This is a genomic window from Pedobacter frigiditerrae, assembly GCF_004331645.1.
Classification (GTDB): domain Bacteria; phylum Bacteroidota; class Bacteroidia; order Sphingobacteriales; family Sphingobacteriaceae; genus Pedobacter; species Pedobacter frigiditerrae.
On record NZ_SJSK01000001.1, the window covers coordinates 1,542,932 to 1,565,959 of the forward strand.

The window sequence follows — 23,028 nt, forward strand, 5'->3', positions numbered from 1 at the left end:
TTAAAGGTTACTGAATTAAAGCTATCAATTAAACCTAAAATTATTAGCTTTGCAGGCGAAAAATTATGATATCGATCTCTGAACTAAAGACATTATTGGCTACGCCACAAAAGATTGTGATTACAACACATCACAAACCAGATGGAGATGCCATGGGCTCATCTTTGGGTTTGTATGCCTTTTTAATTCAAAAAGGGCATCACGTAAGTGTAATTACACCAACAGATTATCCAGATTTTTTACATTGGATGCCAAATAACTCTGATGTAATTATATATACAGAGGCTGAAGAAAAGTCTGTTGAGTTAGTTAATCAAGCTGATTTAATTTTTTGCTGTGATTTTAACACCTTAAGCAGGATAAATGAATTGGGAGAACATATTCGTCAAGCTCCAGGTTTAAAATTGATGATTGACCATCATTTAGAACCAGAGGATTTTGATGATTATCGCCACTGGAATATCAATGCCTGCGCTGCTGCTCAATTAGTTTACGACTTTATAGTTAATGAGCTGAATGAAGGCGAATTAATAAACAAAGATGTGGCTTCTTGTTTATATACAGGAATTATGACAGATTCTGGCTCATTCCGTTTTCCATCTGCAACGTCGGCAGTTTATCGCATAGCTGCAGATTTAATTGATTTAGGAGCAGAACATTGGAGAATCCACCAGTTGGTGTATGATAATGCATCTGAAAACCGTTTGCGCTTTTTAGGTCATTGTTTGACTAACAAACTAGAGATTTTAAGAGATTTTAATGTAGCTATAATTACGGTATCTGCAGAAGAACTAAAAAATTATGATATTGCTACTGGAGATACAGAAGGTATTGTAAATTATGCCCTATCTATTAACGGAATTAAGTTAGCTGCATTTATTATTGAAAGAACTGATAAAGTTAAATTATCTTTGCGTTCTACTGGCGATTTCCCGGCCAACGAAATCTGCAAAAAATACTTTGCAGGTGGTGGTCATAGAAATGCAGCAGGTGGAGCATCTGATAAGAATTTGGCAGATACAATTGCCGAATTTAAATCGATATTGCCAGAATATAAAACTCAATTATTACAATAAAAAAGATGAGCAGAAAGCTCTTCAACCAAATTAAAAACAAATAAAACATAATGAAAAAAAGTTTAGTAATTCTTTTAGCGGCTACATTAGGCTTAGCTTCTTGCAACAGAGAGAAAAAAGGTCCAGGAGGTTTGTTGTATACAATTCATCATTCTGAAGGAAAAGAAAAAATTAAAGTAGGTGATGCAATTAAAATGAACTTTGTACAGAAAAACGATAAAGATTCAGTTTTAGCTAGCACTTATGATAACGAAATGGCACAAATATTCCCGGTTCAAGCAAAAACTTATGCTGGTGATATTAATGATGTTTTATTAATGTTTGGTGAAGGAGATAGTGCAACTTTTAAAGTGAACTTGGATACCATGGCTTTTTACACTAAAAATCCTAAACCAGAGCAATTTAAAAATGATAAATACATCACTTTTACAGTTAAAATTGAAAAAGTAGTAGCTAAAAAAGCAGGTGAGGCAGATTCAGTTTTCCAAAAAAGAGCAGGTGAATTTTTCCAAGCAGATTATAAAACTACAATTGACAAAATTAAAAATGCTGAAGAAGGAAAAATCAAAACTTACATTGCTGATAACGACTTAAAAGTTAAAACAACTCCAAGTGGTTTAAATTATGTAATTACTGCTCCTGGTAGTGCCGATAGACCGGCTATGGGTGACACAGTATTATTAAATTACACTGGAACATTAACTAAAAAAGATGCTAAAGGAAAATATAAGTTATTTGATACTAGCGATGAGAAAAAAGCAAAAGAAGCAGGCAAATTACAGCCAGGCAAACCTTATGGGCCAACTAAAATGGTACAAGGACAAACTGTTCCAGGTTTCACAGAAGCTTTAACTTTAATTGGTAAGGGTGGTAAAATTACAGTTGTTATTCCATCTAAATTAGGATGGGGAGAACAAGGTAGTCCACAAGGCGGTATTGGTCCGTATGCACCAGTTGTTTTCGATGTAGAAGTAGTAAACATCATCAAAGGTCAGCCAGCGCCACCTGCTCCAGTAGCACCAGTTGTGTCAACAAAACCATAATCAAATTAATTAAAATATTAAACCTTGTTCTTATTGGAGCAGGGTTTTTTTTGTGCCCAATTTTCAGCAATGCTGAGAAATAAAAATACCTTTGTATATGCTTTTAACAGATACCCACACCCATTTATATTACGAAACCGATTTAGAAAAACAAGCATTATTAATGGATAGGTGTTTTGCCTTTGATGTAAAACGACTCTTCCTTCCAAATGTAGATGTGAAATCTATTGAGATGATTGATAATTTGGTTGCAAAATATCCTGAAAATTGTTTTGCGATGGCTGGCTTGCACCCTTGCGATGTAAAAGAAGATTACTTAACTCAACTGCCTTTAATTTATAATAGCATAGGGGATAGAAAAATTTATGCCATAGGCGAAATTGGCATCGATTTATATTGGGATAAAACTACTTTAGCTATACAGCAAGATGCCTTTAAGCAACAAATTAATTGGGCTAAAGATTTAGGTTTACCAATAGTTATCCACTGCCGTGAAGCCTTTGATGAAACTTTCGAAGTTCTAGATGAAATGAAGGATGAAAAGTTAAGAGGGATTTTTCATTGTTTTACAGGGAATTTAGCACAAGGTAAAAGAGCAATAGATTTGGGGTTTTATTTAGGTATTGGTGGTGTAGTTACTTACAAAAAAGCTGGATTAGATTTAGTATTGGAAGACATTCCATTAAAGGATATTGTATTAGAAACTGATTCGCCATATTTAACTCCAGTTCCATTTCGTGGTAAACCAAATGAAAGTAGTTATTTAATTCACATCGCTCAAAAAGTAGCTGATATTTATAAGGTAAGTTTAGAAGAGGTGGCAGAGATTACTACGGAGAATTCGAGGAGGATATTTGGGGTTTAAGTTTTTTAACCGCAAAGACAAAAAGATTTCGCGAAGAAAATGAAGTTAAAAGAAATTTTGTTAAGTATTGATTAACTTAATGTATTTATAATCAGTTAGTTAATTTTTATTTGTAAATTGGGAAATGGATGAAAATGAATTGTCAAATGAGATTATTGGAATTGCAATTGGGGTACACACAGTACTTGGTCCAGGTCTTCTAGAAAACGTTTATAAAGAATGTCTTTTCCATAAGATAAATCAATCAGGACTTTTTGTAGAGAAGGAAAAAGTAATGCCAGTTGTTTATGAGGATGTTAAGCTGGATTGTGGATACAAAATAGATATTCTAGTAGAACGCAAATTAGTGCTAGAATTGAAAAGGTTAGATACGTTGAGCAATGTTCATTTAGCGCAGACACTTACCTATCTAAAATTAGGTAATTATAAATTAGGTTTACTCATGAACTTTAATACATTTAGGTTAAAGGACGGATTAAAGCGAGTAGTTAATCAACTCTAGAACTTTCCTCTTATTCTTTGCGGAAAACTTAGCGCTCTTTGCGGTTATCCCACTCTAAATTCTCCTTTTCTCTGTGGTAAAAATCTATATCTTTGAACTGTATGACCAAAATTCTTATTATCTACACTGGCGGTACCATCGGGATGGTTAATGATGCTAAAACAGGTACTTTAATTCCATTTGATTTTGAACAAATTCAGGATAATGTGCCAGAATTAGCCAGATTAGATTACCAACTTTCTGTTCACTCTTTCGACCCAATTCTAGATTCATCAAATATGAACCCAGAAGTTTGGGCAGAACTAGCAGAGTTAATTAAAGAAAAATATGATGCCTTTGATGGATTCGTGATTTTACATGGTTCAGATACCATGTCTTTCACTGCATCTGCCTTGAGCTTTATGTTGCAAAATTTGGCTAAGCCAGTTATTTTAACAGGTTCTCAATTACCTATAGGAGAGATTAGAACCGATGCAAAAGAGAATTTAATAACGGCTTTAGAAATAGCGGCGACTAAAAAAGATGGTAACGCCATGGTTCCTGAAGTATGTATTTATTTCGATTATCAGCTTTTTAGAGGAAATCGTTCCATTAAATATAACTCAGAAAAATTCGAAGCATTTGCATCGCCAAATTATCCAATTTTGGCAGAGGCAGGAGTGAATTTAGATTTTTATCCAAACTATATTTTACCAATTCCAACCAAAGCTTTTCAAATTCATACGTCATTTAACTCAAATATTGGAGTGTTGAAAATGTATCCAGGCATAACAGAAAATGCTGTTAGGGCAATAACAGAATCTAATGCAGCAGCAATCATTTTAGAAGCATTTGGTTCAGGAAATACAACAACAGCGCCTTGGTTTATAACCTGTTTAAAGGAAGCTATTGAAGCCAACAAAATCATATTGGATATTTCTCAGTGTAAGGGAGGTTCTGTACAATTAGGTTTGTATGAAACCAGTAGAAAACTACAAAAAATGGGAATTTTAAGTGGTTCTGATTTAACTTTTGAATCGGCGGTTACTAAGTTGATGTATTTATTAGGGCAAGATTTAAGTACAGCAGAAGTAAAACGATTGTTAGAAATTTCAATTGCTGGGGAGCAAACTAATTAGTTCATTCGTTCAATAGTTCATTGGTTAAGTTGCAACTTATCTCATATCTCGTTTAAGTAAAATTGCTGCAATTATGATTAAAATCATTCTACATCTAAATTTATAACCTTATTTTTGATGATCGATAAATTTAGCTTGATACTTTATTCTCGCTACTTGATACTAGGAAAATGAAAATAGAGCAAATATATACGGGATGTTTAGCCGAAGCGGCTTATTATATAGAAAGTAATGGCGAAGCTGCTATCATCGACCCGCTACGTGAAATAAATCCTTATTTAAAAAAAGCTGCTCAAAATGGGGCAACTATTAAATATATTTTCGAAACTCATTTTCACGCAGATTTTGTTTCTGGTCACGTAGATTTAGCAGAAAAATCTGGAGCAACAATTGTTTACGGACCAACTGCAAAAACTGACTTTCCATCGCATATTGCTAAAGATGGTGAGCAATTTAAAATTGGTGATTTAACCATTACAACTTTACATACACCGGGTCATACGCTCGAATCCACTACCTATTTGTTAACAGATGCAAACGGTAAAGACTATTGTATTTTCTCTGGTGATACACTTTTTATAGGCGATGTTGGCAGACCCGATTTGGCTCAAAAAGGCGATTTGACGATGGACGATTTAGCAGGTTTGCTTTATGATTCCTTAACTACAAAGATTAAACCTTTGGCAGATGATGTAATTGTTTATCCTGCTCATGGTGCTGGCTCTGCTTGCGGTAAAAGTATGAGCAAAGAGACCTTTGATACCTTAGGTCACCAAAAAGAAGTCAATTACGCTTTAAAAGCAAGTTCTAAAGAACAATTCATTAAAGAAGTAACAGATGGAATTTTACCTCCACCACAATATTTTGCTAAAAATGTAGCGTTGAATAAAGGTGGTTATGAAAGTATTGATGAGGTTTTTGAAAAGGGCTTAGTTGCTTTATCACCAAAAGAGTTTGAAACTGTTGCCAATTTAACTGGCGCTTTAATATTAGATACAAGAGATCCTCAGGTTTTTGCTAAGGGATTTATCCCAAATTCAATAAACATTGGCTTAAACGGACAATTTGCGCCTTGGGTTGGTGCTTTAATTACCGACTTGAAACAAGAATTGTTATTGGTTACAGAAGAGGGCAAGGCAGAAGAAGCGATTACCAGGTTAGCAAGGGTTGGATACGATAATACGATTGGTTATTTGGCAGGTGGATTTGCTGCTTGGAAAGAAACAGGAAAAGAAACTGATGAAATCAAATCAATTTCTGCAAATGAGTTTGAAGCAGTTTTGAATGCGAATGAATATATTAATGCCTTAGATGTTCGTAAGCCAGGAGAGTATGAGTCAGAACATTTAGAAGCTACATTAACTCGTCCTTTGGATTATATTAACGATTGGACAGGTGAAATTAATCCTGATGAAACTTATTACATTCATTGTGCAGGTGGCTATCGCTCTATGATTGCAGCATCCATCTTAAAAGCTCGTGGTATAGAAAACGTGATTGACATTGCTGGTGGTTATGGTTCACTTAAAGAAACTAGCTTAAAAAGAACTGATTTTGCTTGTCCGAGCAAAGCGATGAAAGTTTAGATAAATTTCGTCATTACGAGGAGGAACGACGAGGCAATCGTTCTTGCAATATTTTTCTGAAACTGAAGAAACACATTAGTAAGAAAACTAAAAGCGGAAGGATAAAACAATTGATTTTTTTGGATAAGTATTCGTCAAATTCAGCTAATCTTTCTGCTTTTACTACAAATATTCTTGCAGCCTCATTTGTTCCGCAAATCCATACAGAATCATTTTTTTCTTCAATAAAAGGAGCATAATAGCTAAACCAAATATTGTTTCCATCCATTATGGGATATTGGTTTTTTTGCTGACAAATATCTACTGCTTTAACAAAATTCCAATATTTAGCTTTTTCTGTAAATTTAAAATGAACTCCATTTATTGTGTCTTTAAATTTGATTAATGCAGTGATTTTTTCCTTTGCATATTCAAGTATGATATTGTCGCCTTTTTCATTGCCACTAAATTCAATATCAGTATAATTCCTTGATGAAATTAACTCTTTAAAAGACTGCAAATTACTATATTCTTCTAACTCATTATGATAAAAATAGGCAACTTCTAAAGCGCCAATTTTTTCAAAAGCTTTTTGATTATTTAAATTCCAAATACAAAGTATAGGTAAAAGAGTGAGGCTAATTAATCCGGCAGGGTAAAATATTTTAGTTCTATTTCTTATCATATAAAGTGGATGATAGGAAAGCTATAATTCCATGCTTAGTTAAAAGGAAGGCAAAATATGGTTAAGGTAGCAATTCTGCTAATTTCTTACTTAATGCATCTCCACGTAAGTTTTTTGCTATAATAATTCCTTTTTCATCAATCAAAAAGTTAGTTGGGTAGGCGGAGATGCCATAAATCAAGGCCGCTTCATTTTTATCTCCTTTTAAATCACTCACATTTTCCCAAGGTAAATGATCGTCTTTAATTGCTTTTAACCATTGCTCTTTTTTATCATCGGCTGCCACGCCTAAAATCTCGAAACCCTTGTCTTTATATGCATTATAGGTTTTAACTAAGTTAGGATTTTCTTCTCTACAAGGGCCACACCATGAACCCCAAAACTCTAATAGAATATATTTTGCTTTAATACCTGATAGTTTAATTTTTTTATCAGCAGTGTTAGCCTGCTCAAAATCAGCAAATTTGCCTCCAATCTTTATTTCTTGGTTAAGGTTTATAAAATCATTAATGGTTTTGCCATAAGTTGTGTTTTTCATTTCTGAGCTTAAGTTATTGTAAAGTTCAGCAGATTTTTCTTTACCCCAAGTAGAGGCGTAAACACTTAAAATATATGCACTTATTAATGAATTTGGATTATCTCTAACATCTTTGATATCTAATTCCTTTTCTGCATTTTTAGCGGTATTCAGCTTTTCCTTCAATTCTTTTTTAGTTGCAATATCTTTTTCTTTGGCGAGAAGCTGGCTTAAGCTGTCTTGTAATTTTCGGTTTGGTTCCTTAAGCTTATTACGAAGATCAGTTTGTGTTTGTGTTTTAGAACCGGTAATGATGCCTTTTTTAAACTCTCCATTTTTTAACTGCAAATGAGTGTTTTGCTCTGCCCAGAAAAACAGATAGTTTTCATATTTGGCAGTATAAATAGCTAGGTGGCTAACTTTTTCATTTGTTTTTCCAACTAATTTGAACCGCCCATTTATCACTTTTGTGGAATCTAAAGTTTTTTCTGGTGATGAAGTCCGAAGATATAACCAAGTTCCATCATCAATTCCTGTTGTTTGGCCAGTAATATTAAAGGTTTGCGCTATAGCTGAAACTGAAGAAATTGATAGCATAAATAAAATGCTTAGATTTTTTAGATTTGTCATCATTTTAAAATTGTGTATCCAAAAGTAATTGATGGAAATGGTTTCTTTTTTCTAATTAGATTAAAACCATTATTAATTCGACATATAGTGAAAATCAATTTTAGTCGAAAAAAACCAGCCCTTAGTCGAAAATAGAACTGAAACAAATCTCCATCACTAATTTTTCTTTACCTTGTTACTATGCTAAGGCGTTTACAATTTAAGGTTGATAAATATAGAAAAGTCGAGTTTTTCTTCTTCCTAACATACTTTTATCTTTTTCGTATACTTACGGATTTCGAATACAACATTTGGGAAAGACATATTTTTGGTGTTGACTTATCAGCTGTAGAATATAATATTGCCTATGGAACTTCTAATTTAATTGCCTTTTATTCTTTCTATAAAATCTTACTACATTTATTGATAAAAAAGAAAGTATGGCAGTTTATTGTCTTCATTGTTGGCTTTTTAATCTGCTATTCTCTATATAACAAGGCTGTCAATCTATTATATTCCAACTTACCTTTTCTTTCAGAAGGGCTGAGAAATTCTGCCTTAAAATATTTAAGGTTTAGGTCAATTGGATATAGTTTAGCATATGTTTTAAAAGAATTTCTAGCTGTAGGCTCACTCGCTTATTTTATGTATTCTGTACAACAGGATGAACAGTTAAAAGCATTAAAAGAGCAACAGCTAGTTTCAGAACTCACTCATCTAAAGGCGCAATTACAGCCTCATTTCTTTTTTAATACACTAAATAACATTTATAGTTTGGCATTGCAACGATCTGTAGCTACAGCTCCATTGGTAGCTAAGCTTGCCGAAATGATGCGTTATATATTATATAAATCGGATGAAAATCTAGTGCCTTTAAAAGATGAAATTGCATTTATTCAGAACTATGTTGAAGTAGAAAATATAAGGTATCGAACTGCGATTAACATTAAATTTGATGTGCAAGGCATAGATGATAAAAGCAAAATAAGTCCATTATTGTTATTGCCTTTTATAGAGAATGCATTTAAACACGGTATTGAAGAAGAAGCAAAGGAAGGTTTCGTGAACATTATAATTTGTAAAACTGAAGAAGAACTAACTTTAGAAGTTAATAATAGTATAGCTAAAAATAAAGGAGGCGCAGGTGGGATAGGTTTGGTAAATGTTAAAAAAAGGTTGGAAATTTTATATCCAGAAAAACATAAACTGGAAATACAAAATGATGGGAAAACTCATCAAGTAAGTTTAACATTAGAAATGAGATGATTAATTGCCTAATTGTTGATGATGAGCCCTTGGCGCAAGATATTTTAGAAGGGTATATTAATGGTAAAGAAAATTTATCATTGGTAGGGAAGTGCAACACGGCTTTTGAGGCTTTTGAAATATTACATCAACGGCAAATTGATTTAATGTTTTTGGATGTTAAAATGCCTGGGTTAAATGGTGTTGATTTTTTAAAATCACTTAAAAGCCCACCTGCAGTTATATTTACAACAGCCTTTTCAGAATACGCTGCAGATAGTTATGACTTAGACGCAGTAGATTATTTATTGAAACCCATAACAATTGATAGGTTTGATAAAAGTTTGACCAAATTCTTTAAACTGCAACCGATTATCTTAGACGAGGAAAAAAACTATACTTACTTTAAAGTTTCTGGCAAATTGTTGAAGGTTGAACACGCTACTGTTTTTTATGTTCAGTCGATAAAAGATTATTTGCTATTGCACACCAATAATGGGAATTTAATAGTACACATGACGATGAAATATTTAACCGAATTATTGCCAGCAAAACATTTTTTTAGAGTACATAGGTCTTATCTCATCAATCAAGCTTATATCACAGCGATTGATAAAAATCAAATTCGTATCAACGAAGTTGGAATTCCGATTGGGGAAAGTTATAAAGAAGCAATAAACCAACTAAAGATTGACTTATAATCGATTAGTTTAGGAGATGAGATACTGGTAGGGAAAGGCAAAAAATATAAAATTGAATTAAGGTATTCTTATATTTTTATGTTTGCTTTTAAGCTGTTCGATTAATTTATTGATATTTTTTATCATCGTTTCTCCGGTTTTTATAAAGCTTAAATATTTGAGGATGTCTTTTTTTCTGGCTTCGCTTAGTGCATTAAAATCATCATTTAACTTTTCCTTTTCAAGTATGGCTGAAAGTATTTTTGGCATTGCATACATTTTTACCAGTTCTACTTCGTTCTGTTCTATCGCAAAAGCAGCAACTTCACCTAGAGTGGTTTTACCACCTTTCATCATGAGGAGGTTTACAAATAATCGGTAAGGTGAATTTTTTACAGGAACTAAGGTTTGGATAAAATCAAAATCATTGATTTGGCCCTTAATTCTGATGTAACCTTTTTCTGGTTTCAATTGAGCCGTTATATAAGCAGGAACATCAACTGCCCAATTGATTCCTATTTTATAGATTTTTGCTTCAAATTGGTGTTTCATTGTTTACGGTTCTGGCTTTGTTATCTAACCCGACAGTAACGAAAATATTTTTTGTCATCCTGAGCTTCCCGAAGTGTCGGGACAAGTTGTCGAAGGACAAAAAAGATTGCCTGACTGCGGTAGGCAGGTAGTGTATGGCGGGACTATACTACAGTATAAAATATGTTGCCCTTGTTTTTCTAATATTAACTGCAAAGACACAAAGTTAATATTGTAATTCTCTGACTAACTAATAGATGAATAATTATTATCCTAAAACGTGATGTGCCAATACATTTTGCACCTCATATACATTAACAGATTTATTGAATTTCTTTTTGATGCTTGGTATGGTTTCGCTCGAAATCCATATTTTTAATTCAGCTTCTAAGTCGAAAGTTCCTGCAGTTTCTACGCTAAATTTAGAAATGCTTTTATACGCTACAGATAGATATTCTGTTTTACTCCCTGTTAAACCTTGTACATCTATCAGAATTAATCGCTTATTGGTAAAAATAAAAGTGTCTCTGATTAATTTAAAGCCAAGTTCAATTTCTTCACCGTTTATTAACAACTGACCATAATTCTTTTTTAATTCTTCTTGGCTAACTGCTCCTGCATTGCCCATTAACGATGAAAATAATCCCATTTTTCTATTTAAATTTTAATTTAATTTTTTTGCTTTAGTCTTTCTGCTATAAACCCATCCATCGCATGCTCCACTCCTAAAATGTCTTTAGATGTAATAGCCGAACCAATTACATGATTGCCTGCATTAGGGACAGCAATTTTCTGTTTTAAATCAGAAGGTGTTCCTAGTTCATCGAACATTTTTAACATTGCATCTACCTTAACAACAGGGTCTTGTTCAGTTTCACTTTTATAATAGTACAACATTAAAACTGGTTGTTTTACTTTAGCAAAAAGTTCTGGAGTCATGCTGCTTTCAATCATTTCCTCTAGTTCTACCAAAGATTCTAAACGGTAATTTGTATACCAGAATTTCTTGTAAATAGGGTCTTTACCTTCTACAATTCGTTCCTCACCACCAGTAACTTGTCGAGCAATTTGTAAACCCCAAGGGTTGTTCAATAACCAAGCTTTATCATCATTAATGGCAATATTTGGCGACATTAACACCAGACTGTTAATTTCTGGATAGGCTGCTGCTAATTGTAATGCTAAAGTTCCACCTGTTGAAGTACCTAATAGAATTACCTTTTTGCCTAGTTTTTTGCCAATGGCATAAGCCTTTTTAGCACTTTCCCAAAGTCGGTCGGCTGTAAAATGCTGCATCGGTGCAACGGTATCTAAACCATGATCTTCCAAACGAGCTAAATATAAATTGGCATGTAAAGCTTTAGCTAAATAATCGTAAGCCGGATTTCCTTCTTGTTTTGAAGCAGAAAAGCCATGCAGATAAACTACTGCATATTCAGTTTGCTGTTTCGTACTATCTGCCCAAACAATTTCAGCCTCATTACCTGGTTTAATCTTAAACTTGGATTCTTGTCTAGTCACATAATTTGGCAAGGCCGATAAAGTAGGAATACTTGGAAGTTTAGTGTTGTATTTTGGTTTAAGTGGTTTTGGGCCAACAAAATAAACGATTACCAATATCAAAAAGATGACAAATAGTATGCTTAAGAATAATTTCATCTATATAAGTTTGATTAAAAATACGGTTTTAATGGAATTTAAGTAAGTTTGTAGACACATTTTTAGCTGAATGCCCGGAATAAATCAGATAAAACAACCTATTGCCGCAGAGATTGATGCTTTTGAAGCCAAATTCAAGGATTCTATGCATAGCGATGCGCCACTATTAAATCGCATTACCCATTATATTGTAAAAAGAAAAGGCAAACAAATGCGACCTATGTTCGTATTTTTTGCAGCAAAATTATGCGGTGGCATTATCGAATCGACACATAGAGGAGCGGCTTTGGTAGAACTTTTACATACAGCAACATTGGTACACGATGATGTAGTTGATAATGCTTACGAGCGTAGAGGTTTTTTTTCTATCAATGCTTTATGGAAAAATAAGATAGCCGTTTTAGTAGGGGATTATTTGTTAGCAAAAGGCCTATTGCTTTCGGTAAACAATAGCGAGTTTGCTTTGTTGAAGATAGTATCTACTGCCGTGCAGCAAATGAGTGAGGGCGAGTTGTTGCAGATTGAAAAGGTAAGAAGGATGGATATCAGTGAGGAATTATATTTTGATGTAATTCGTCAGAAAACAGCTTCTTTAATTGCGTCTTGCTGTGCTTGTGGTGCTGCTTCGGCGGGGGCCGATGAGGAAACAGTTGAGAAAATGCGCTTATTTGGAGAAAAAGTAGGTATCGCTTTTCAAATTAAGGATGATACTTTCGATTTTGGAACTGACGATGTTGGTAAGCCACTAGGAATTGACATTAAAGAGAAAAAAGTAACCTTGCCATTAATTTATGCTTTAAATAGCGTAGAAAAATCAGAAAGAAAACGAATCATCAATTTGGTGAAAAACCATCAAGATGATCCGAAAAAAATACAAGAAATAATAGATTTCGTTAATAGCAAAGATGGGGTTCATTACGCCAATCAGAAAATGCTCGAATATCAACAGGAAGCTTTTGATATTTTGTATCAATTTGAAGAAAGTGATGCGAGAACTGGATTAGAACAACTGGTAAGATATACAACAGAACGTAAAAAATAATGTCGAACGAATTATTATTCATTGGTGGTTTCCTGGTTTTTATTGTGCTTATTTTAGCGCTAGATTTAGGTTTATTTAGTAAAAAGGATCACATCATAAGCTTAAAACAAGCTGGTATCATGAGTTTCATTATGGTGACACTTGCCCTGGGCTTTTATTTCTTGCTCATTTTAGAAGGGCAAGAATTACATGGCATTAGAGATTTTGCACAACTGCAGCAAATCGTTAAAGCGCATCAACATCAAATTACGCTTATTCCAGGTAATTTTGAAGAGAGTTTAAAGCTTTACAACCAGAATTTAGGAATTGAATTTCTAACAGGTTATGTGATTGAATATGCCCTTTCTGTAGATAATATCTTTGTTATTGTGCTGATTTTCTCAGCCTTTGCTGTACCAGAGAAATATTACCATAGGGTTTTATTCTGGGGTATTTTAGGAGCAATTATCATGAGGTTCATCTTCATTTTTTTAGGAGCTGCCTTGATTAATGAATTTTCTTGGATTTTATATGTTTTTGGAGCTTTCTTAATTTTTACTGGCATGAAAATGTTCTTCTCTAAAGACGAGGAGGATAAAATTGATACCGAAAAACATCCAGTAGTTAAGTTTGCATCTAGATTTTTCGCTATTCACCCTCGTTACGAAGGGAATAATTTTTTTCATAAGGTAAATGGTAAAAGGCTGTTAACCCCATTGTTCTTAGTGTTGTTAATTGTAGAATTTACTGATTTGATTTTTGCTGTAGACTCTATTCCCGCAATTTTTGCAGTTACAAAAGATGCTTACATTGTATTCTTTTCGAACATATTCGCCATTATGGGTTTAAGGTCTATGTTCTTTTTACTAGTTAACATCATCCATAAATTCCATTATCTAAAAACCGGCTTGGCTTTTTTATTGACTTTTATTGGTGTAAAAATGCTCGCTCATCATTATTTAAAAGAGTGGGGTTTTACAACAGAACATTCTTTGTTGATCATCTTGTTTATTTTAACGGCAAGCATTGTGGCATCATTGGTATTTCCTAAAAAGGTAAAACGTACTTCAGAAGAAGTAGAGCGTTTAAAGTAAAAATTTCGTCGCTTTTATTCGTCTTCCAATCAAAAAAGCTTACTTTCATCAAAAAATAATAATGATGAAGAATTTCTTTTTATTGGCGCTTACTAGCTTTTGTTTATCTGCAACTGCACAAGATAATTTCGGTCCGGTTTTTACAAAAATAAATGCCGAAGTTCAGTCTAATTCAAAAGCTTACAGCACTTTAAAAGATGCATCATTAACAATTGGCCATAGGTTAACTGGTTCTACAAATGGCGCAAAAGCTGAAGAATATGCCTATAACTTATTAAAATCTTATGGTTGTGATGTGAAATACCAACCATTTGAAGTGGAGAGCTGGGACAGAAAAACTATTTCAGTAAAAATTGGAAGCACAGCTAGTGATTTAGCTCCTGTAAAAGCGGTGACCCTAGCACACTCCCCAGTTGCTGCAAATGTAACTGCAGATTTAATTGATGTTGGCAATGGATTAGAAGCAGATTATTTGCCATTGGGCGATAAGGTAAAAGGGAAAATAGCTTTGATTTATTTAGGCGTTTTACCGGGTTCCCCAAAAGGTACAGGTTCATTACATCGCTCTGAGAAAACTGCAATAGCAACTTCACATGGTGCTATTGGTGTCATTATCATCAACACTGTTAAAAATGGTGTCTTGTTAACAGGAACAGCTTCTGTAACGGGTAAATTAATTCCAATTCCTGCAGTATGTATTGGTTTAGAAAGTGGAATGGCATTGAAAGAAAAATTAAAAGCAGGAGATCAAATTGCCTCAATTGCAATGACTAATTTCTCTGGATTAATTAAAGCTCGTAACGTAATCGCAACGCTTAAAGGAACTGAATTTCCGAAAGAGAAAATAGTAGTTGGCGGTCATCTAGATAGCTGGGACTTAGCAACAGGGGCTATAGATAATGGAATAGGTTCATTCTCGATTTTGGATATGGCTCGTACTTTTAAAAAGCTAAACTTAAGCACCAAAAGAACAGTTGAATTTGTGTTATTTATGGGCGAGGAGCAAGGTTTATTAGGTTCTAAAGCTTACGTAGCACAAGCTAAAAAAGATAAAACTATAGACCAGATTAGTTACATGTTAAATTACGACATGACTAATGATCCAAAGGGATTTTCGACCACTAGAAAAGAAATGGAACCTTTATTAAGAGGATGGGGCGAGCAAATTACAAAGATTGATACTGCTTATAAGAACTTAATACAGTCTGGGGCTGGTTTGCATAGCGACCACCAACCATTTATGTTAGAAGGTATAACAACAGGCGGTGGTGCAGGTGGTAGATTGCCAAATAATTCTGGTCCGTATTATCATTCTGATGGAGATACGTTTAAGTTAGTTGATGAGCAAGGAATGAAAAACACTGTTCGTTTCTCTGCGATGCAGACTTATGCTTTAGCTAATACACCAAAAATTCCGGTAGGCAAACAAAACGAAGTTGATTTAGAAGCGTTTTTAAGAGCACAAAATTTAAAAGAGCCTTTAAAAATTGCTGGCGAATGGAGGTGGAAGGACTAGTTATTGGTTGATGATTTCATTGATGTGAAGGTTAGTTAACAATTTATTAATAAATGCGTTACATCAAAATTGGACATTGTTTGATGAATTACTCTTGTATATTGTGTTAAATGATATATTTGTAAAACCAAGCAAATCCCTTATTGAAAATTATGGCCAGAGAAAAGGCTAAAACGACAGTTATTTTTGTTAATAAAAATCAAAGTGCTGGAAAGCCCATTCAAATTCCAAGCACATATGTAGAGCATTGGAAAAAATATTTTTTGGGCTTAATTGCATTGTTTGTTTTGCTTGCTGTTATCATTGGTTATCTTAACTATTCTAAAAATTTATTGCAATCTTCAAAAGATAAACTTGTACAAGATTTGATCAGGCATAAGAAAGATCTTTCAGAAATAGACACCATTGCTTTGAAAAAGCGATATAGATCAATTGACCAAAAACTGTTATCGATTAATAAATTTTTAAAAGCTAGAGGTATCAAACCTATTCTTAAGGATAATGTAGGTGGAGAAGAAAGCAATGATTTGATAGGGGTAGAGGAGATTGGTTCTTATTACGATAGCTACTTGACTAAAATTTTGTATAACGTTACCTATACACCTATAGGTTACCCTCATATTGGAGAGATTACATCGGGATTTGGAATTCGTGAAAATCCGTTTACAGGAGAAAATACGGAAACACATAAAGGTCTTGATATTAAGGGTGCTACTGGAAACTCGGTTAAAAGTACAGCGAATGGGAGAGTTCTCTTTGCAGGAAGAAGGGGTGGTTATGGAAACTGTGTTGTGATTGATCACCATAACGGTTTTCAAACTTATTACGGACATCTTTCTAAAATTCTGGTTCAGGTAGGACAAGATATTTTAGTGGGACAAAAAATAGGTAAAATTGGGTCAACAGGGCGGTCAACTGGCCCGCACTTACACTATGAGATTCATAAAAATGGTAAACCTATAAGTCCTAGAGCTTTTTTAACCCTCGAATAATATGTTTAAAAGAAATAAGCAAACAGAACATCTGGATATTAATCAACAGGAAATCTCAACATTGATTGGAATTGACATTACCATAACAGGTGAACTTATCGGCAATTCGGTAATTCGAGTAGATGGTAAAATTTTTGGAAATGTTAAAACTGATAAAGGTATTGTATTAGGAGAACAGGGTGTTATAGAAGGCAACATAGATACTAAATCTGCCATTATATATGGAACCGTTAACGGAAATGTTAAAGTACAACAGCTTGAAATAAAGAAAACCGGCAAAGTTAATGGAGATATTAAAACCGAAACGCTGGAAATTGAGCTTGGAGCAAATTACAATGGTAAATTAGAAATGAAACATCTTATTAAAACCGAGGATAAAATTACTTTGCCCAAGTCTTAATGTAGTTTATTTGGTATTTGATAATTTCCTCGAGCACAAATTTCAGAAATTCTAGCTATTAATATAGCTTTCTAACTGTGATATGGTTTGTTTTTGATCAGCAATGATAAATTTAACCACATCGCCAATGGAAACCATACCTGCAACTTTTTCGCCCTCTGCAATTGGTAAGTGCCTAATGTGTTTATCAGTCATAATTTGCATGCAAAGTTCAATGCTATCTGAAGGTGTAACCGTAATTGGTGATGCTGTCATTACATCGCTAATGGCTGTGTCTTTTGATGATTTACCCTGTAAAACAATTTTTCTAGCATAATCTCGCTCAGTAAAAATGCCAACTAAACTATCCTCAGTCATAATCAATAAAGCACTGATGTTTTTATCAGTCATTATTTGTAATGCATCTAAAACAGATGTAGCAGGGGTTACACTAAAAACCTGAATAGGTTTAGTGTTTAAAATTTGTTGGACTGTTTTCATATCTGGTTGTTTATTAGCTAATTAAATTTAACTAATAAAAATATCAAAAACAAGCGCTCTATTTTAAATATGAATTATTCTTTTCTGCCCATCCTTCCAAAGTTGATACTTGTCTAATTCTTTAACAACTTGTTTGTAAACCAGACTTAAAATAAAGGCATCGTCAACAAAACCTAATCCCACAAGAAAATCAGGGATGACATCTAATGGCGAAATGAAATACAACAGTGCTGCTGCAACTGCTATAATTGAGCTTTTGGATATTGATTTATAATTACCATTGGCATAATCCTTAACCAGAGAGAAAAGGAGCTGTAATTGGTCCCAAACATTAGACAATGCACCTTGGTTTTCGGTCGCTTTTTTGAAACCTGCCTGAACCTTATTTAGGGTTTTATTTTTGTCTTTTAACAAAGTGCTAGCAATTTTGCTAAAAGTATCAAAGCTTGATTTTAGTTTATTGAAATTCATATCCATAGTTTCTAAGTAACTATCAATAAACATACCTAGCTTACAAAAGTTCTAAAATTTCATCAACATATTGTCGGTCGTTTGCTAAACGTGGTACTTTATGCTGCCCGCCAAGTTTACCTCTAGATTTTAGCCATTTATAAAAAGTATCTACTGGTGCGTTATGAACTTTAGGGCGACATAAAGCCATGTCCTTAAAGCGTTTTGCATCGTAATCAGAGTTGATTTCGCGTAAGGTCTCATCTAACACATCCACAAACTTATTAAAATCGCTAGGTTGCGTTTCAAATTCGATGATCCATTCATGTCCTCCTGCTTTTTCCCCTTTAAAATAAATAGGGCAAGCAGTATAATCTTTTACTTTGGCCCCTGTTACAGCACAAGCTTTTGTTAAGGCATTTTCTGCATTATCAATGATGACTTCTTCACCAAAAGCATTAATAAAATGCTTAGTTCTTCCTGTAATTTTAATCCTAAAAGGAGAAAGAGAAGTAAATTGCACGGTATCTCCAATTAAATATCGCCATAAGCCAGCATTTGTAGAAATGATAATGGCGTAGTTTTTATGAAGCTCAACCTGCTCTAATGACAAAGTCTTTGGGCTTTCATCTTCCAAGTTCTCTAACGGAAGAAATTCATAAAATATTCCGTAATCCAACATCAACAATAGTTCCTCAGAATTATCTTGGTCTTGTATGCCAAAAAAACCTTCAGATGCATTATAAGTTTCTAAATAATACATATTCTCTGATGGAATTAACTCTTTAAATTGCTCACGATATGGCGTAAAGTTGACAGCGCCATGGAAATACAATTCAAGATTAGGCCAAACCTCTATCAGGTTTTTTTTACCTGTTATTTCCAGCACCTTTTTTGCTAAAACGATAGTCCACGTTGGTACACCAGAAATATTAGTTACGTTTTCTTTAATGGTAGCTTCTGCCATCTTATCCATCTTTTCTTCGTAATTATCCATCAAGGCGATAGAAATATCTGGTGTTCTGTAATATTCTGCCCACATTGGTAGGTTTTTAATCAGTACAGCTGAAAGGTCGCCATAATGTATATCATCGCAAAGCTGATTAATTTGATGACTACCCCCTAAAACCAGGCCCTTACCAGTAAACATTTGAGTGCCTGGGCGATTATTGCAATAGATAGAAATCATATCTTTGCCGCCCTTAAAATGGCATTCTTCTAAGGCTTCTTCAGAAACTGGAATAAATTTACTCCTATCGCTTGTTGTGCCTGATGATTTGGCAAACCATTTAATTTCCGATGGCCATAAAATATTCTGTTCACCTTTGAGCATACGCTCAATGTAAGGCTTTAAAGTATCATAATTTTGAATAGGAACACGTTCTTTGAATTGACTTACAGTCAAAATAGACTTATAGTCATATAATTTACCCCATTCTGTATTTTCTGCACTAGAGATTAAGGTGTGCAACCATTCTTCCTGAACATCTAAAGGATACTTCATGAAAAGCTCAATCTGATGAATGCGCTTTTTCATATACCAAGTAAAAATTGAATTTACAATTGCCATTTAGTATCTATAAATTTTTTCTACGTAGTACGAAGTTCGAGCCTAAATATACTTTACGTACCATTTCGTTGGCAGCCAATACTTCAGGTGTACCTGATTCTAGAATTTTACCTTCAAAAAGTAAGTACGCTCTATCAGTAATTGATAGGGTCTCTTGTACATTATGGTCGGTAATTAAAATGCCAATGTTTTTCTTTTTTAGTTTAGCAACAATAGTTTGAATTTCCTCGACAGCAATTGGATCAACACCTGCAAATGGTTCATCCAATAAAATGAAGTTAGGATTTGCAGCCAAAGCTCTAGCAATTTCTGTTCTTCTACGTTCACCACCAGAAAGTAAATCTCCACGATTTTTTCTCACTTTATGTAAGCTAAATTCGTTAATTAATTCTTCTAGTTTTTCGTGTCTTTCTTCCTTTGTTAACGTGGTCATCTCTAAAATGGCCATGATATTATCTTCAACGGTCAATTTCCTGAAAACACTTGCTTCTTGTGCTAAATAACCAATTCCTTTTTGTGCCCTACGGTACATAGGGTCTTTGGTAATGTCTTCGCCATCTAAAAATATATTGCCTTGATTTGGCTTAATTAAACCTACAATCATGTAAAATGATGTTGTTTTTCCAGCTCCATTTGGGCCGAGTAAACCTACAATTTCTCCTTGGCTTACTTCAAAAGAAACATCATTTACAACAGTACGTTGCTTATATTTTTTAACCAGATTTTCGGCTTTTAAAATCATTTATATTTTTGATTTACGATTTACGATTTACGATTTCTTACCACGCTGACAATAAGAAATCATAACCTTAATCTACTTTAATACCTTTTATATTTAGTTGTAAACGTTTTTTATCTCTCCAAACATTTTCTTCTATGGTATAACAAATAGAAAAAGATTTGTTTGGTTTTATTAAATTTTCAAATTCCCCTAAGTTGAAACCAATGGTTTCAAAAATAGCTGAATTTTGTTGTTTTACACTCAGTTTTAAATGTTTTGTACCAACAATTTGTGTTTGTCCAACTAAAGTAACCCCCTTGGTTATGAAAACAGGCGCCATATTTTGTGGTCCGAATGGCGCCATTTGCAGTAAAATGCGGTAAAATTTCGCGTCAATTTGTACCAAATCAATCTCGCAATCAACAATTATCTCTGGTGTAAGTAAGTCATCGGTAATAGTAGATGAAACTACACTTTCAAATTTATCAGAAAAAGGAATTAGATTTTCTGGTTTTATGGTTAAGCCAGCTGCGTATTTATGACCACCAAATTGTTCTAATAAATCACTGCAAGAGAGTAAGGCTTCATACAAATCGTAACCAGCTACAGAACGTGCCGAGCCTGTATAATTACCATTAGATTCAGTTAAAACAATAGTAGGACGATAATATTTTTCTGTTAATCTTGATGCCACAATTCCAATAACGCCTTTATTCCAGTCTTGCTGATAAACAACTGTAGTTTTTCGGTTAATTAAAACTTCACTTTGCTCAATAATTGCCAAGGCTTCCAGTGTTATGTTCTGGTCGAAAGACTTTCTATCTGTATTTTGTGAATTGATAAATAAACTTTGCTCATCTGCTAATATAACTTCATCGCTTAATAAAACTTTTACCGCATCTTTTGCATCACCCATCCGCCCTGCGGCATTAATACGTGGCGCCAATAAAAACACCACATCCATGATAGAATATGTTTCTGTTTTACCAGAGATTTGCATTAAAGCCTTTAAGCCACAACAAGGATTCTCATTTAATTTTATCAATCCAAAATGGGCCATTATCCTATTCTCATCAACTATAGGAACAATATCTGCAGCAATACTAACCATACATAAATCAAGGTATTGCTTATACATTTTTTCGGGTAAATCATTAGCTTGGCAATAGGCCTGAGCTAATTTAAATCCAATTCCGCAGCCAGATAATTCTTTAAATGGATATTCGCAGTCTTTTCTTTTCGGGTCTAAAACGGCAATTGCATTTGGTAATTCTTCTCCTGGTAAATGGTGGTCGCAAATAATAAAATCAACGTCTAATGAATTGGCATAAGCAATTTTATCAACTGAGCGAATACCACAATCTAAAGCGATAATTAAAGTGAATCCATTTGCTTTGGCAAAGTCAATTCCAGTGGTAGAGATGCCATAACCCTCTTTATGTCTATCGGGAATGTAATAAGCAATTTCGCTTGTAAACTGACTAAAAAAGCTATAGGTTAAAGCAACTGAAGTAGTTCCATCAACATCATAATCTCCATAAACCATTATCCTTTCTTGGTTTTGTAGGGCAGAAGTGATTCTTACGATTGCCTTTTCCATGTCTTTCATTAAAAAAGGGTCATGCAGTTGAGTTAATGTTGGTCTAAAAAAGTAACGAGCTTCTTCAAAACTGGTGATACCTCTTTGTACTAATATTTGAGCTAAACATTTATCTATATTTAACTCATTGGCAAGCACTTCACTTTTCATATCATCACCTTTTTCTACCAGTGCCCATCTTTTTTCCATCTAATTTGTATTGTTTTTGGTTCGTCATGGTAGGTGCAACATAGCTATATGTTCATTCTTGTTCTTTATATTTGCACTACCGTTCGTAAATATATCATTTAATTTCTTTCCAAAAAATAGCTATGTCTTTGCAAGTTTACACATTACATGAAGGTTCTTATTCAGTAGATATTTCCAAGAAATTTGTTCCGTTTGACCCAACAAAAGATAATCCTAAAGACAGGCCAGCTTCCTTGTTTATTCATGTGCAACCATTTTTGGTAAAGCTTAAAAATGAATTGATTTTATTAGATACTGGACTAGGTTATAGCAATGCCGATGGTAAATTGTACTTGCATGAAAACATAAAAAAAGCAGGCTTTAACCCAGATGATGTAACGATGGTTTTAATGTCGCATTTACATTTCGACCACTCGGGCGGAATGGTGCATGACTACAATGGTAAAATGGAACTGAGTTTCCCGGATGCTACTTATGTTATGCAAAGAGGAGAGTGGGAAACTGCATTCTCAAGTACTTCATCATCATACCATACCGAGATATTTGATTTTATTCAGCGTAATGCCCAAATTAAATTGATAGAAGGCTCGGGTCAATTAACAAATGAAATCAGTTATGAGTTAACTGGTGCCCATTGTCCATTTCATCAAGTTTTTTTAATTGATGATGGAGAGGATAAAGTCTTTTTTGGTGGCGATGTTTTGCCAGAACCAGAAGAATTGATTAGGAAATTTATTGCCAAATACGATTTTGATGGGCGTAAGGCTATGGAATTAAGAGAAGAATTTGGACAAAAAGCGGTAGCCGAAAATTGGAAGTGCCTATTTTACCATTCTAAATCTAAAAGCCAAGCTTTTATCGAACAAGATGGAGATAGATATAAGATAGTTTAAATTAAAT

At 33.9% G+C, this 23,028-nt stretch carries 24 protein-coding genes; 14 read left to right on the forward strand and 10 right to left on the reverse strand.

All coding sequences use genetic code 11. The features are described 5' to 3' along the window. The first annotated feature begins 65 nt into the window (after positions 1 to 65). The 6 genes from EZ428_RS06560 to EZ428_RS06585 all read left to right on the forward strand — a co-directional run bounded on the left by EZ428_RS06560 (position 66) and on the right by EZ428_RS06585 (position 6,190). Positions 66 to 1,076, forward strand: coding sequence for a DHH family phosphoesterase (locus EZ428_RS06560; protein ID WP_131552290.1), 1,011 nt, complete (start codon positions 66 to 68; stop codon positions 1,074 to 1,076). Positions 1,077 to 1,126: 50 nt separating this feature from the next. Further along, a complete protein-coding gene (locus EZ428_RS06565; protein WP_131552291.1) occupies positions 1,127 to 2,119 on the forward strand; it encodes an FKBP-type peptidyl-prolyl cis-trans isomerase in 993 nt (330 codons plus the stop codon). Positions 2,120 to 2,216: 97 nt separating this feature from the next. Next, complete coding sequence (locus EZ428_RS06570) at positions 2,217 to 2,984, forward strand: TatD family hydrolase (protein WP_205945614.1); 768 nt, start codon at positions 2,217 to 2,219, stop codon at positions 2,982 to 2,984. A 124-nt stretch (positions 2,985 to 3,108) separates the two neighbouring features. Further along, the gene (locus tag EZ428_RS06575; RefSeq protein WP_131552293.1) at positions 3,109 to 3,486 is read left to right on the forward strand and encodes a GxxExxY protein; all 378 of its coding nucleotides are present in this window, start codon (positions 3,109 to 3,111) and stop codon (positions 3,484 to 3,486) included. Between the two features lie 101 nt (positions 3,487 to 3,587). Then, a complete protein-coding gene (locus tag EZ428_RS06580; protein WP_131552294.1) occupies positions 3,588 to 4,604 on the forward strand; it encodes an asparaginase in 1,017 nt (338 codons plus the stop codon). A gap of 170 nt (positions 4,605 to 4,774) precedes the next feature. After that, complete coding sequence (locus tag EZ428_RS06585; protein ID WP_131552295.1) at positions 4,775 to 6,190, forward strand: MBL fold metallo-hydrolase; 1,416 nt, start codon at positions 4,775 to 4,777, stop codon at positions 6,188 to 6,190. A gap of 13 nt (positions 6,191 to 6,203) precedes the next feature. Here EZ428_RS06585 and EZ428_RS06590 read toward each other — a convergent pair whose 3' ends face one another. Both EZ428_RS06590 and EZ428_RS06595 read right to left on the reverse strand, forming a co-directional pair. Then, positions 6,204 to 6,854 (reverse strand): hypothetical protein, encoded by a 651-nt coding sequence (locus tag EZ428_RS06590; RefSeq protein ID WP_131552296.1) that lies wholly within the window; start codon positions 6,852 to 6,854, stop codon positions 6,204 to 6,206. A 61-nt stretch (positions 6,855 to 6,915) separates the two neighbouring features. Further along, complete coding sequence (locus tag EZ428_RS06595) at positions 6,916 to 8,004, reverse strand: TlpA disulfide reductase family protein (protein WP_131552297.1); 1,089 nt, start codon at positions 8,002 to 8,004, stop codon at positions 6,916 to 6,918. A gap of 177 nt (positions 8,005 to 8,181) precedes the next feature. Between EZ428_RS06595 and EZ428_RS06600 the strand changes: the two genes are divergently transcribed. Both EZ428_RS06600 and EZ428_RS06605 read left to right on the forward strand, forming a co-directional pair. Further along, complete coding sequence (locus EZ428_RS06600; protein WP_131552298.1) at positions 8,182 to 9,246, forward strand: sensor histidine kinase; 1,065 nt, start codon at positions 8,182 to 8,184, stop codon at positions 9,244 to 9,246. Then, positions 9,243 to 9,926, forward strand: coding sequence for a LytR/AlgR family response regulator transcription factor (locus EZ428_RS06605; RefSeq protein ID WP_131552299.1), 684 nt, complete (start codon positions 9,243 to 9,245; stop codon positions 9,924 to 9,926). The genes EZ428_RS06600 and EZ428_RS06605 overlap by 4 nt, the downstream gene beginning before the upstream one ends. 57 nt (positions 9,927 to 9,983) lie before the next feature. Here the strand turns inward: EZ428_RS06605 and EZ428_RS06610 are convergent, their stop codons facing one another. The 3 genes from EZ428_RS06610 to EZ428_RS06620 form a co-directional block, all read right to left on the reverse strand. Next, the gene (locus tag EZ428_RS06610) at positions 9,984 to 10,457 is read right to left on the reverse strand and encodes a YdeI/OmpD-associated family protein (RefSeq protein WP_131552300.1); all 474 of its coding nucleotides are present in this window, start codon (positions 10,455 to 10,457) and stop codon (positions 9,984 to 9,986) included. 247 nt (positions 10,458 to 10,704) lie between these two features. Beyond that, complete coding sequence (locus EZ428_RS06615; RefSeq protein ID WP_131552301.1) at positions 10,705 to 11,085, reverse strand: PH domain-containing protein; 381 nt, start codon at positions 11,083 to 11,085, stop codon at positions 10,705 to 10,707. A 20-nt stretch (positions 11,086 to 11,105) separates the two neighbouring features. Continuing rightward, a complete protein-coding gene (locus EZ428_RS06620) occupies positions 11,106 to 12,095 on the reverse strand; it encodes an alpha/beta hydrolase (protein WP_131552302.1) in 990 nt (329 codons plus the stop codon). 70 nt (positions 12,096 to 12,165) lie between these two features. Between EZ428_RS06620 and EZ428_RS06625 the strand changes: the two genes are divergently transcribed. The 5 genes from EZ428_RS06625 to EZ428_RS06645 all read left to right on the forward strand — a co-directional run bounded on the left by EZ428_RS06625 (position 12,166) and on the right by EZ428_RS06645 (position 17,118). Beyond that, positions 12,166 to 13,137 (forward strand): polyprenyl synthetase family protein, encoded by a 972-nt coding sequence (locus EZ428_RS06625; RefSeq protein ID WP_131552303.1) that lies wholly within the window; start codon positions 12,166 to 12,168, stop codon positions 13,135 to 13,137. Beyond that, positions 13,137 to 14,210, forward strand: a complete 1,074-nt coding sequence (locus tag EZ428_RS06630; protein ID WP_131552304.1) for a TerC family protein — start codon at positions 13,137 to 13,139, stop codon at positions 14,208 to 14,210. Before EZ428_RS06625 ends, EZ428_RS06630 begins: the two co-directional genes overlap by 1 nt. 61 nt (positions 14,211 to 14,271) lie before the next feature. Further along, on the forward strand, positions 14,272 to 15,726 hold the full coding sequence (locus EZ428_RS06635) for a M28 family peptidase (RefSeq protein WP_225871008.1): 1,455 nt from the start codon (positions 14,272 to 14,274) through the stop codon (positions 15,724 to 15,726). Positions 15,727 to 15,878: 152 nt separating this feature from the next. Further along, positions 15,879 to 16,718 carry a M23 family metallopeptidase gene (locus tag EZ428_RS06640; protein ID WP_131552305.1) on the forward strand — a complete coding sequence of 280 codons (840 nt, stop codon included), beginning with the start codon at positions 15,879 to 15,881 and terminating at the stop codon, positions 16,716 to 16,718. Position 16,719: 1 nt separating this feature from the next. After that, positions 16,720 to 17,118 carry a bactofilin family protein gene (locus EZ428_RS06645; RefSeq protein WP_131552306.1) on the forward strand — a complete coding sequence of 133 codons (399 nt, stop codon included), beginning with the start codon at positions 16,720 to 16,722 and terminating at the stop codon, positions 17,116 to 17,118. Between the two features lie 51 nt (positions 17,119 to 17,169). On the opposite strand, the gene EZ428_RS06650 is transcribed toward EZ428_RS06645, so the two are convergent. The 5 genes from EZ428_RS06650 to recJ all read right to left on the reverse strand — a co-directional run bounded on the left by EZ428_RS06650 (position 17,170) and on the right by recJ (position 22,128). Then, on the reverse strand, positions 17,170 to 17,598 hold the full coding sequence (locus EZ428_RS06650; protein WP_131552307.1) for a CBS domain-containing protein: 429 nt from the start codon (positions 17,596 to 17,598) through the stop codon (positions 17,170 to 17,172). A 63-nt stretch (positions 17,599 to 17,661) separates the two neighbouring features. After that, positions 17,662 to 18,069, reverse strand: coding sequence for a YkvA family protein (locus EZ428_RS06655; RefSeq protein ID WP_165501721.1), 408 nt, complete (start codon positions 18,067 to 18,069; stop codon positions 17,662 to 17,664). Between the two features lie 40 nt (positions 18,070 to 18,109). After that, on the reverse strand, positions 18,110 to 19,618 hold the full coding sequence (locus tag EZ428_RS06660; RefSeq protein WP_131552309.1) for a GH3 auxin-responsive promoter family protein: 1,509 nt from the start codon (positions 19,616 to 19,618) through the stop codon (positions 18,110 to 18,112). 7 nt (positions 19,619 to 19,625) lie between these two features. Further along, on the reverse strand, positions 19,626 to 20,360 hold the full coding sequence (lptB, locus tag EZ428_RS06665) for an LPS export ABC transporter ATP-binding protein (protein ID WP_131552310.1): 735 nt from the start codon (positions 20,358 to 20,360) through the stop codon (positions 19,626 to 19,628). 67 nt (positions 20,361 to 20,427) lie between these two features. Further along, entirely contained in the window at positions 20,428 to 22,128 is a 1,701-nt protein-coding gene (recJ, locus tag EZ428_RS06670) for a single-stranded-DNA-specific exonuclease RecJ (protein ID WP_131552311.1), read from the reverse strand. 128 nt (positions 22,129 to 22,256) lie between these two features. Here recJ and EZ428_RS06675 point away from each other — a divergent pair, with 128 nt between their 5' ends. Next, entirely contained in the window at positions 22,257 to 23,021 is a 765-nt protein-coding gene (locus tag EZ428_RS06675; protein WP_131552480.1) for an MBL fold metallo-hydrolase, read from the forward strand. Positions 23,022 to 23,028: the final 7 nt, after the last annotated feature.

Bases quoted from the DNA above. Each gene is read 5' to 3' on its own strand.
- EZ428_RS06560 (WP_131552290.1), top strand. From the start codon at position 66: ATGATATCGATCTCTGAACTAAAGACATTATTGGCTACGCCACAAAAG.
- EZ428_RS06565 (WP_131552291.1), top strand. From the start codon at position 1,127: ATGAAAAAAAGTTTAGTAATTCTTTTAGCGGCTACATTAGGCTTAGCT.
- EZ428_RS06570 (WP_205945614.1), top strand. From the start codon at position 2,217: ATGCTTTTAACAGATACCCACACCCATTTATATTACGAAACCGATTTA.
- EZ428_RS06575 (WP_131552293.1), top strand. From the start codon at position 3,109: ATGGATGAAAATGAATTGTCAAATGAGATTATTGGAATTGCAATTGGG.
- EZ428_RS06580 (WP_131552294.1), top strand. From the start codon at position 3,588: ATGACCAAAATTCTTATTATCTACACTGGCGGTACCATCGGGATGGTT.
- EZ428_RS06585 (WP_131552295.1), top strand. From the start codon at position 4,775: ATGAAAATAGAGCAAATATATACGGGATGTTTAGCCGAAGCGGCTTAT.
- EZ428_RS06590 (WP_131552296.1), bottom strand. From the start codon at position 6,854: ATGATAAGAAATAGAACTAAAATATTTTACCCTGCCGGATTAATTAGC.
- EZ428_RS06595 (WP_131552297.1), bottom strand. From the start codon at position 8,004: ATGATGACAAATCTAAAAAATCTAAGCATTTTATTTATGCTATCAATT.
- EZ428_RS06600 (WP_131552298.1), top strand. From the start codon at position 8,182: ATGCTAAGGCGTTTACAATTTAAGGTTGATAAATATAGAAAAGTCGAG.
- EZ428_RS06605 (WP_131552299.1), top strand. From the start codon at position 9,243: ATGATTAATTGCCTAATTGTTGATGATGAGCCCTTGGCGCAAGATATT.
- EZ428_RS06610 (WP_131552300.1), bottom strand. From the start codon at position 10,457: ATGAAACACCAATTTGAAGCAAAAATCTATAAAATAGGAATCAATTGG.
- EZ428_RS06615 (WP_131552301.1), bottom strand. From the start codon at position 11,085: ATGGGATTATTTTCATCGTTAATGGGCAATGCAGGAGCAGTTAGCCAA.
- EZ428_RS06620 (WP_131552302.1), bottom strand. From the start codon at position 12,095: ATGAAATTATTCTTAAGCATACTATTTGTCATCTTTTTGATATTGGTA.
- EZ428_RS06625 (WP_131552303.1), top strand. From the start codon at position 12,166: ATGCCCGGAATAAATCAGATAAAACAACCTATTGCCGCAGAGATTGAT.
- EZ428_RS06630 (WP_131552304.1), top strand. From the start codon at position 13,137: ATGTCGAACGAATTATTATTCATTGGTGGTTTCCTGGTTTTTATTGTG.
- EZ428_RS06635 (WP_225871008.1), top strand. From the start codon at position 14,272: ATGATGAAGAATTTCTTTTTATTGGCGCTTACTAGCTTTTGTTTATCT.
- EZ428_RS06640 (WP_131552305.1), top strand. From the start codon at position 15,879: ATGGCCAGAGAAAAGGCTAAAACGACAGTTATTTTTGTTAATAAAAAT.
- EZ428_RS06645 (WP_131552306.1), top strand. From the start codon at position 16,720: ATGTTTAAAAGAAATAAGCAAACAGAACATCTGGATATTAATCAACAG.
- EZ428_RS06650 (WP_131552307.1), bottom strand. From the start codon at position 17,598: ATGAAAACAGTCCAACAAATTTTAAACACTAAACCTATTCAGGTTTTT.
- EZ428_RS06655 (WP_165501721.1), bottom strand. From the start codon at position 18,069: ATGAATTTCAATAAACTAAAATCAAGCTTTGATACTTTTAGCAAAATT.
- EZ428_RS06660 (WP_131552309.1), bottom strand. From the start codon at position 19,618: ATGGCAATTGTAAATTCAATTTTTACTTGGTATATGAAAAAGCGCATT.
- lptB (WP_131552310.1), bottom strand. From the start codon at position 20,360: ATGATTTTAAAAGCCGAAAATCTGGTTAAAAAATATAAGCAACGTACT.
- recJ (WP_131552311.1), bottom strand. From the start codon at position 22,128: ATGGAAAAAAGATGGGCACTGGTAGAAAAAGGTGATGATATGAAAAGT.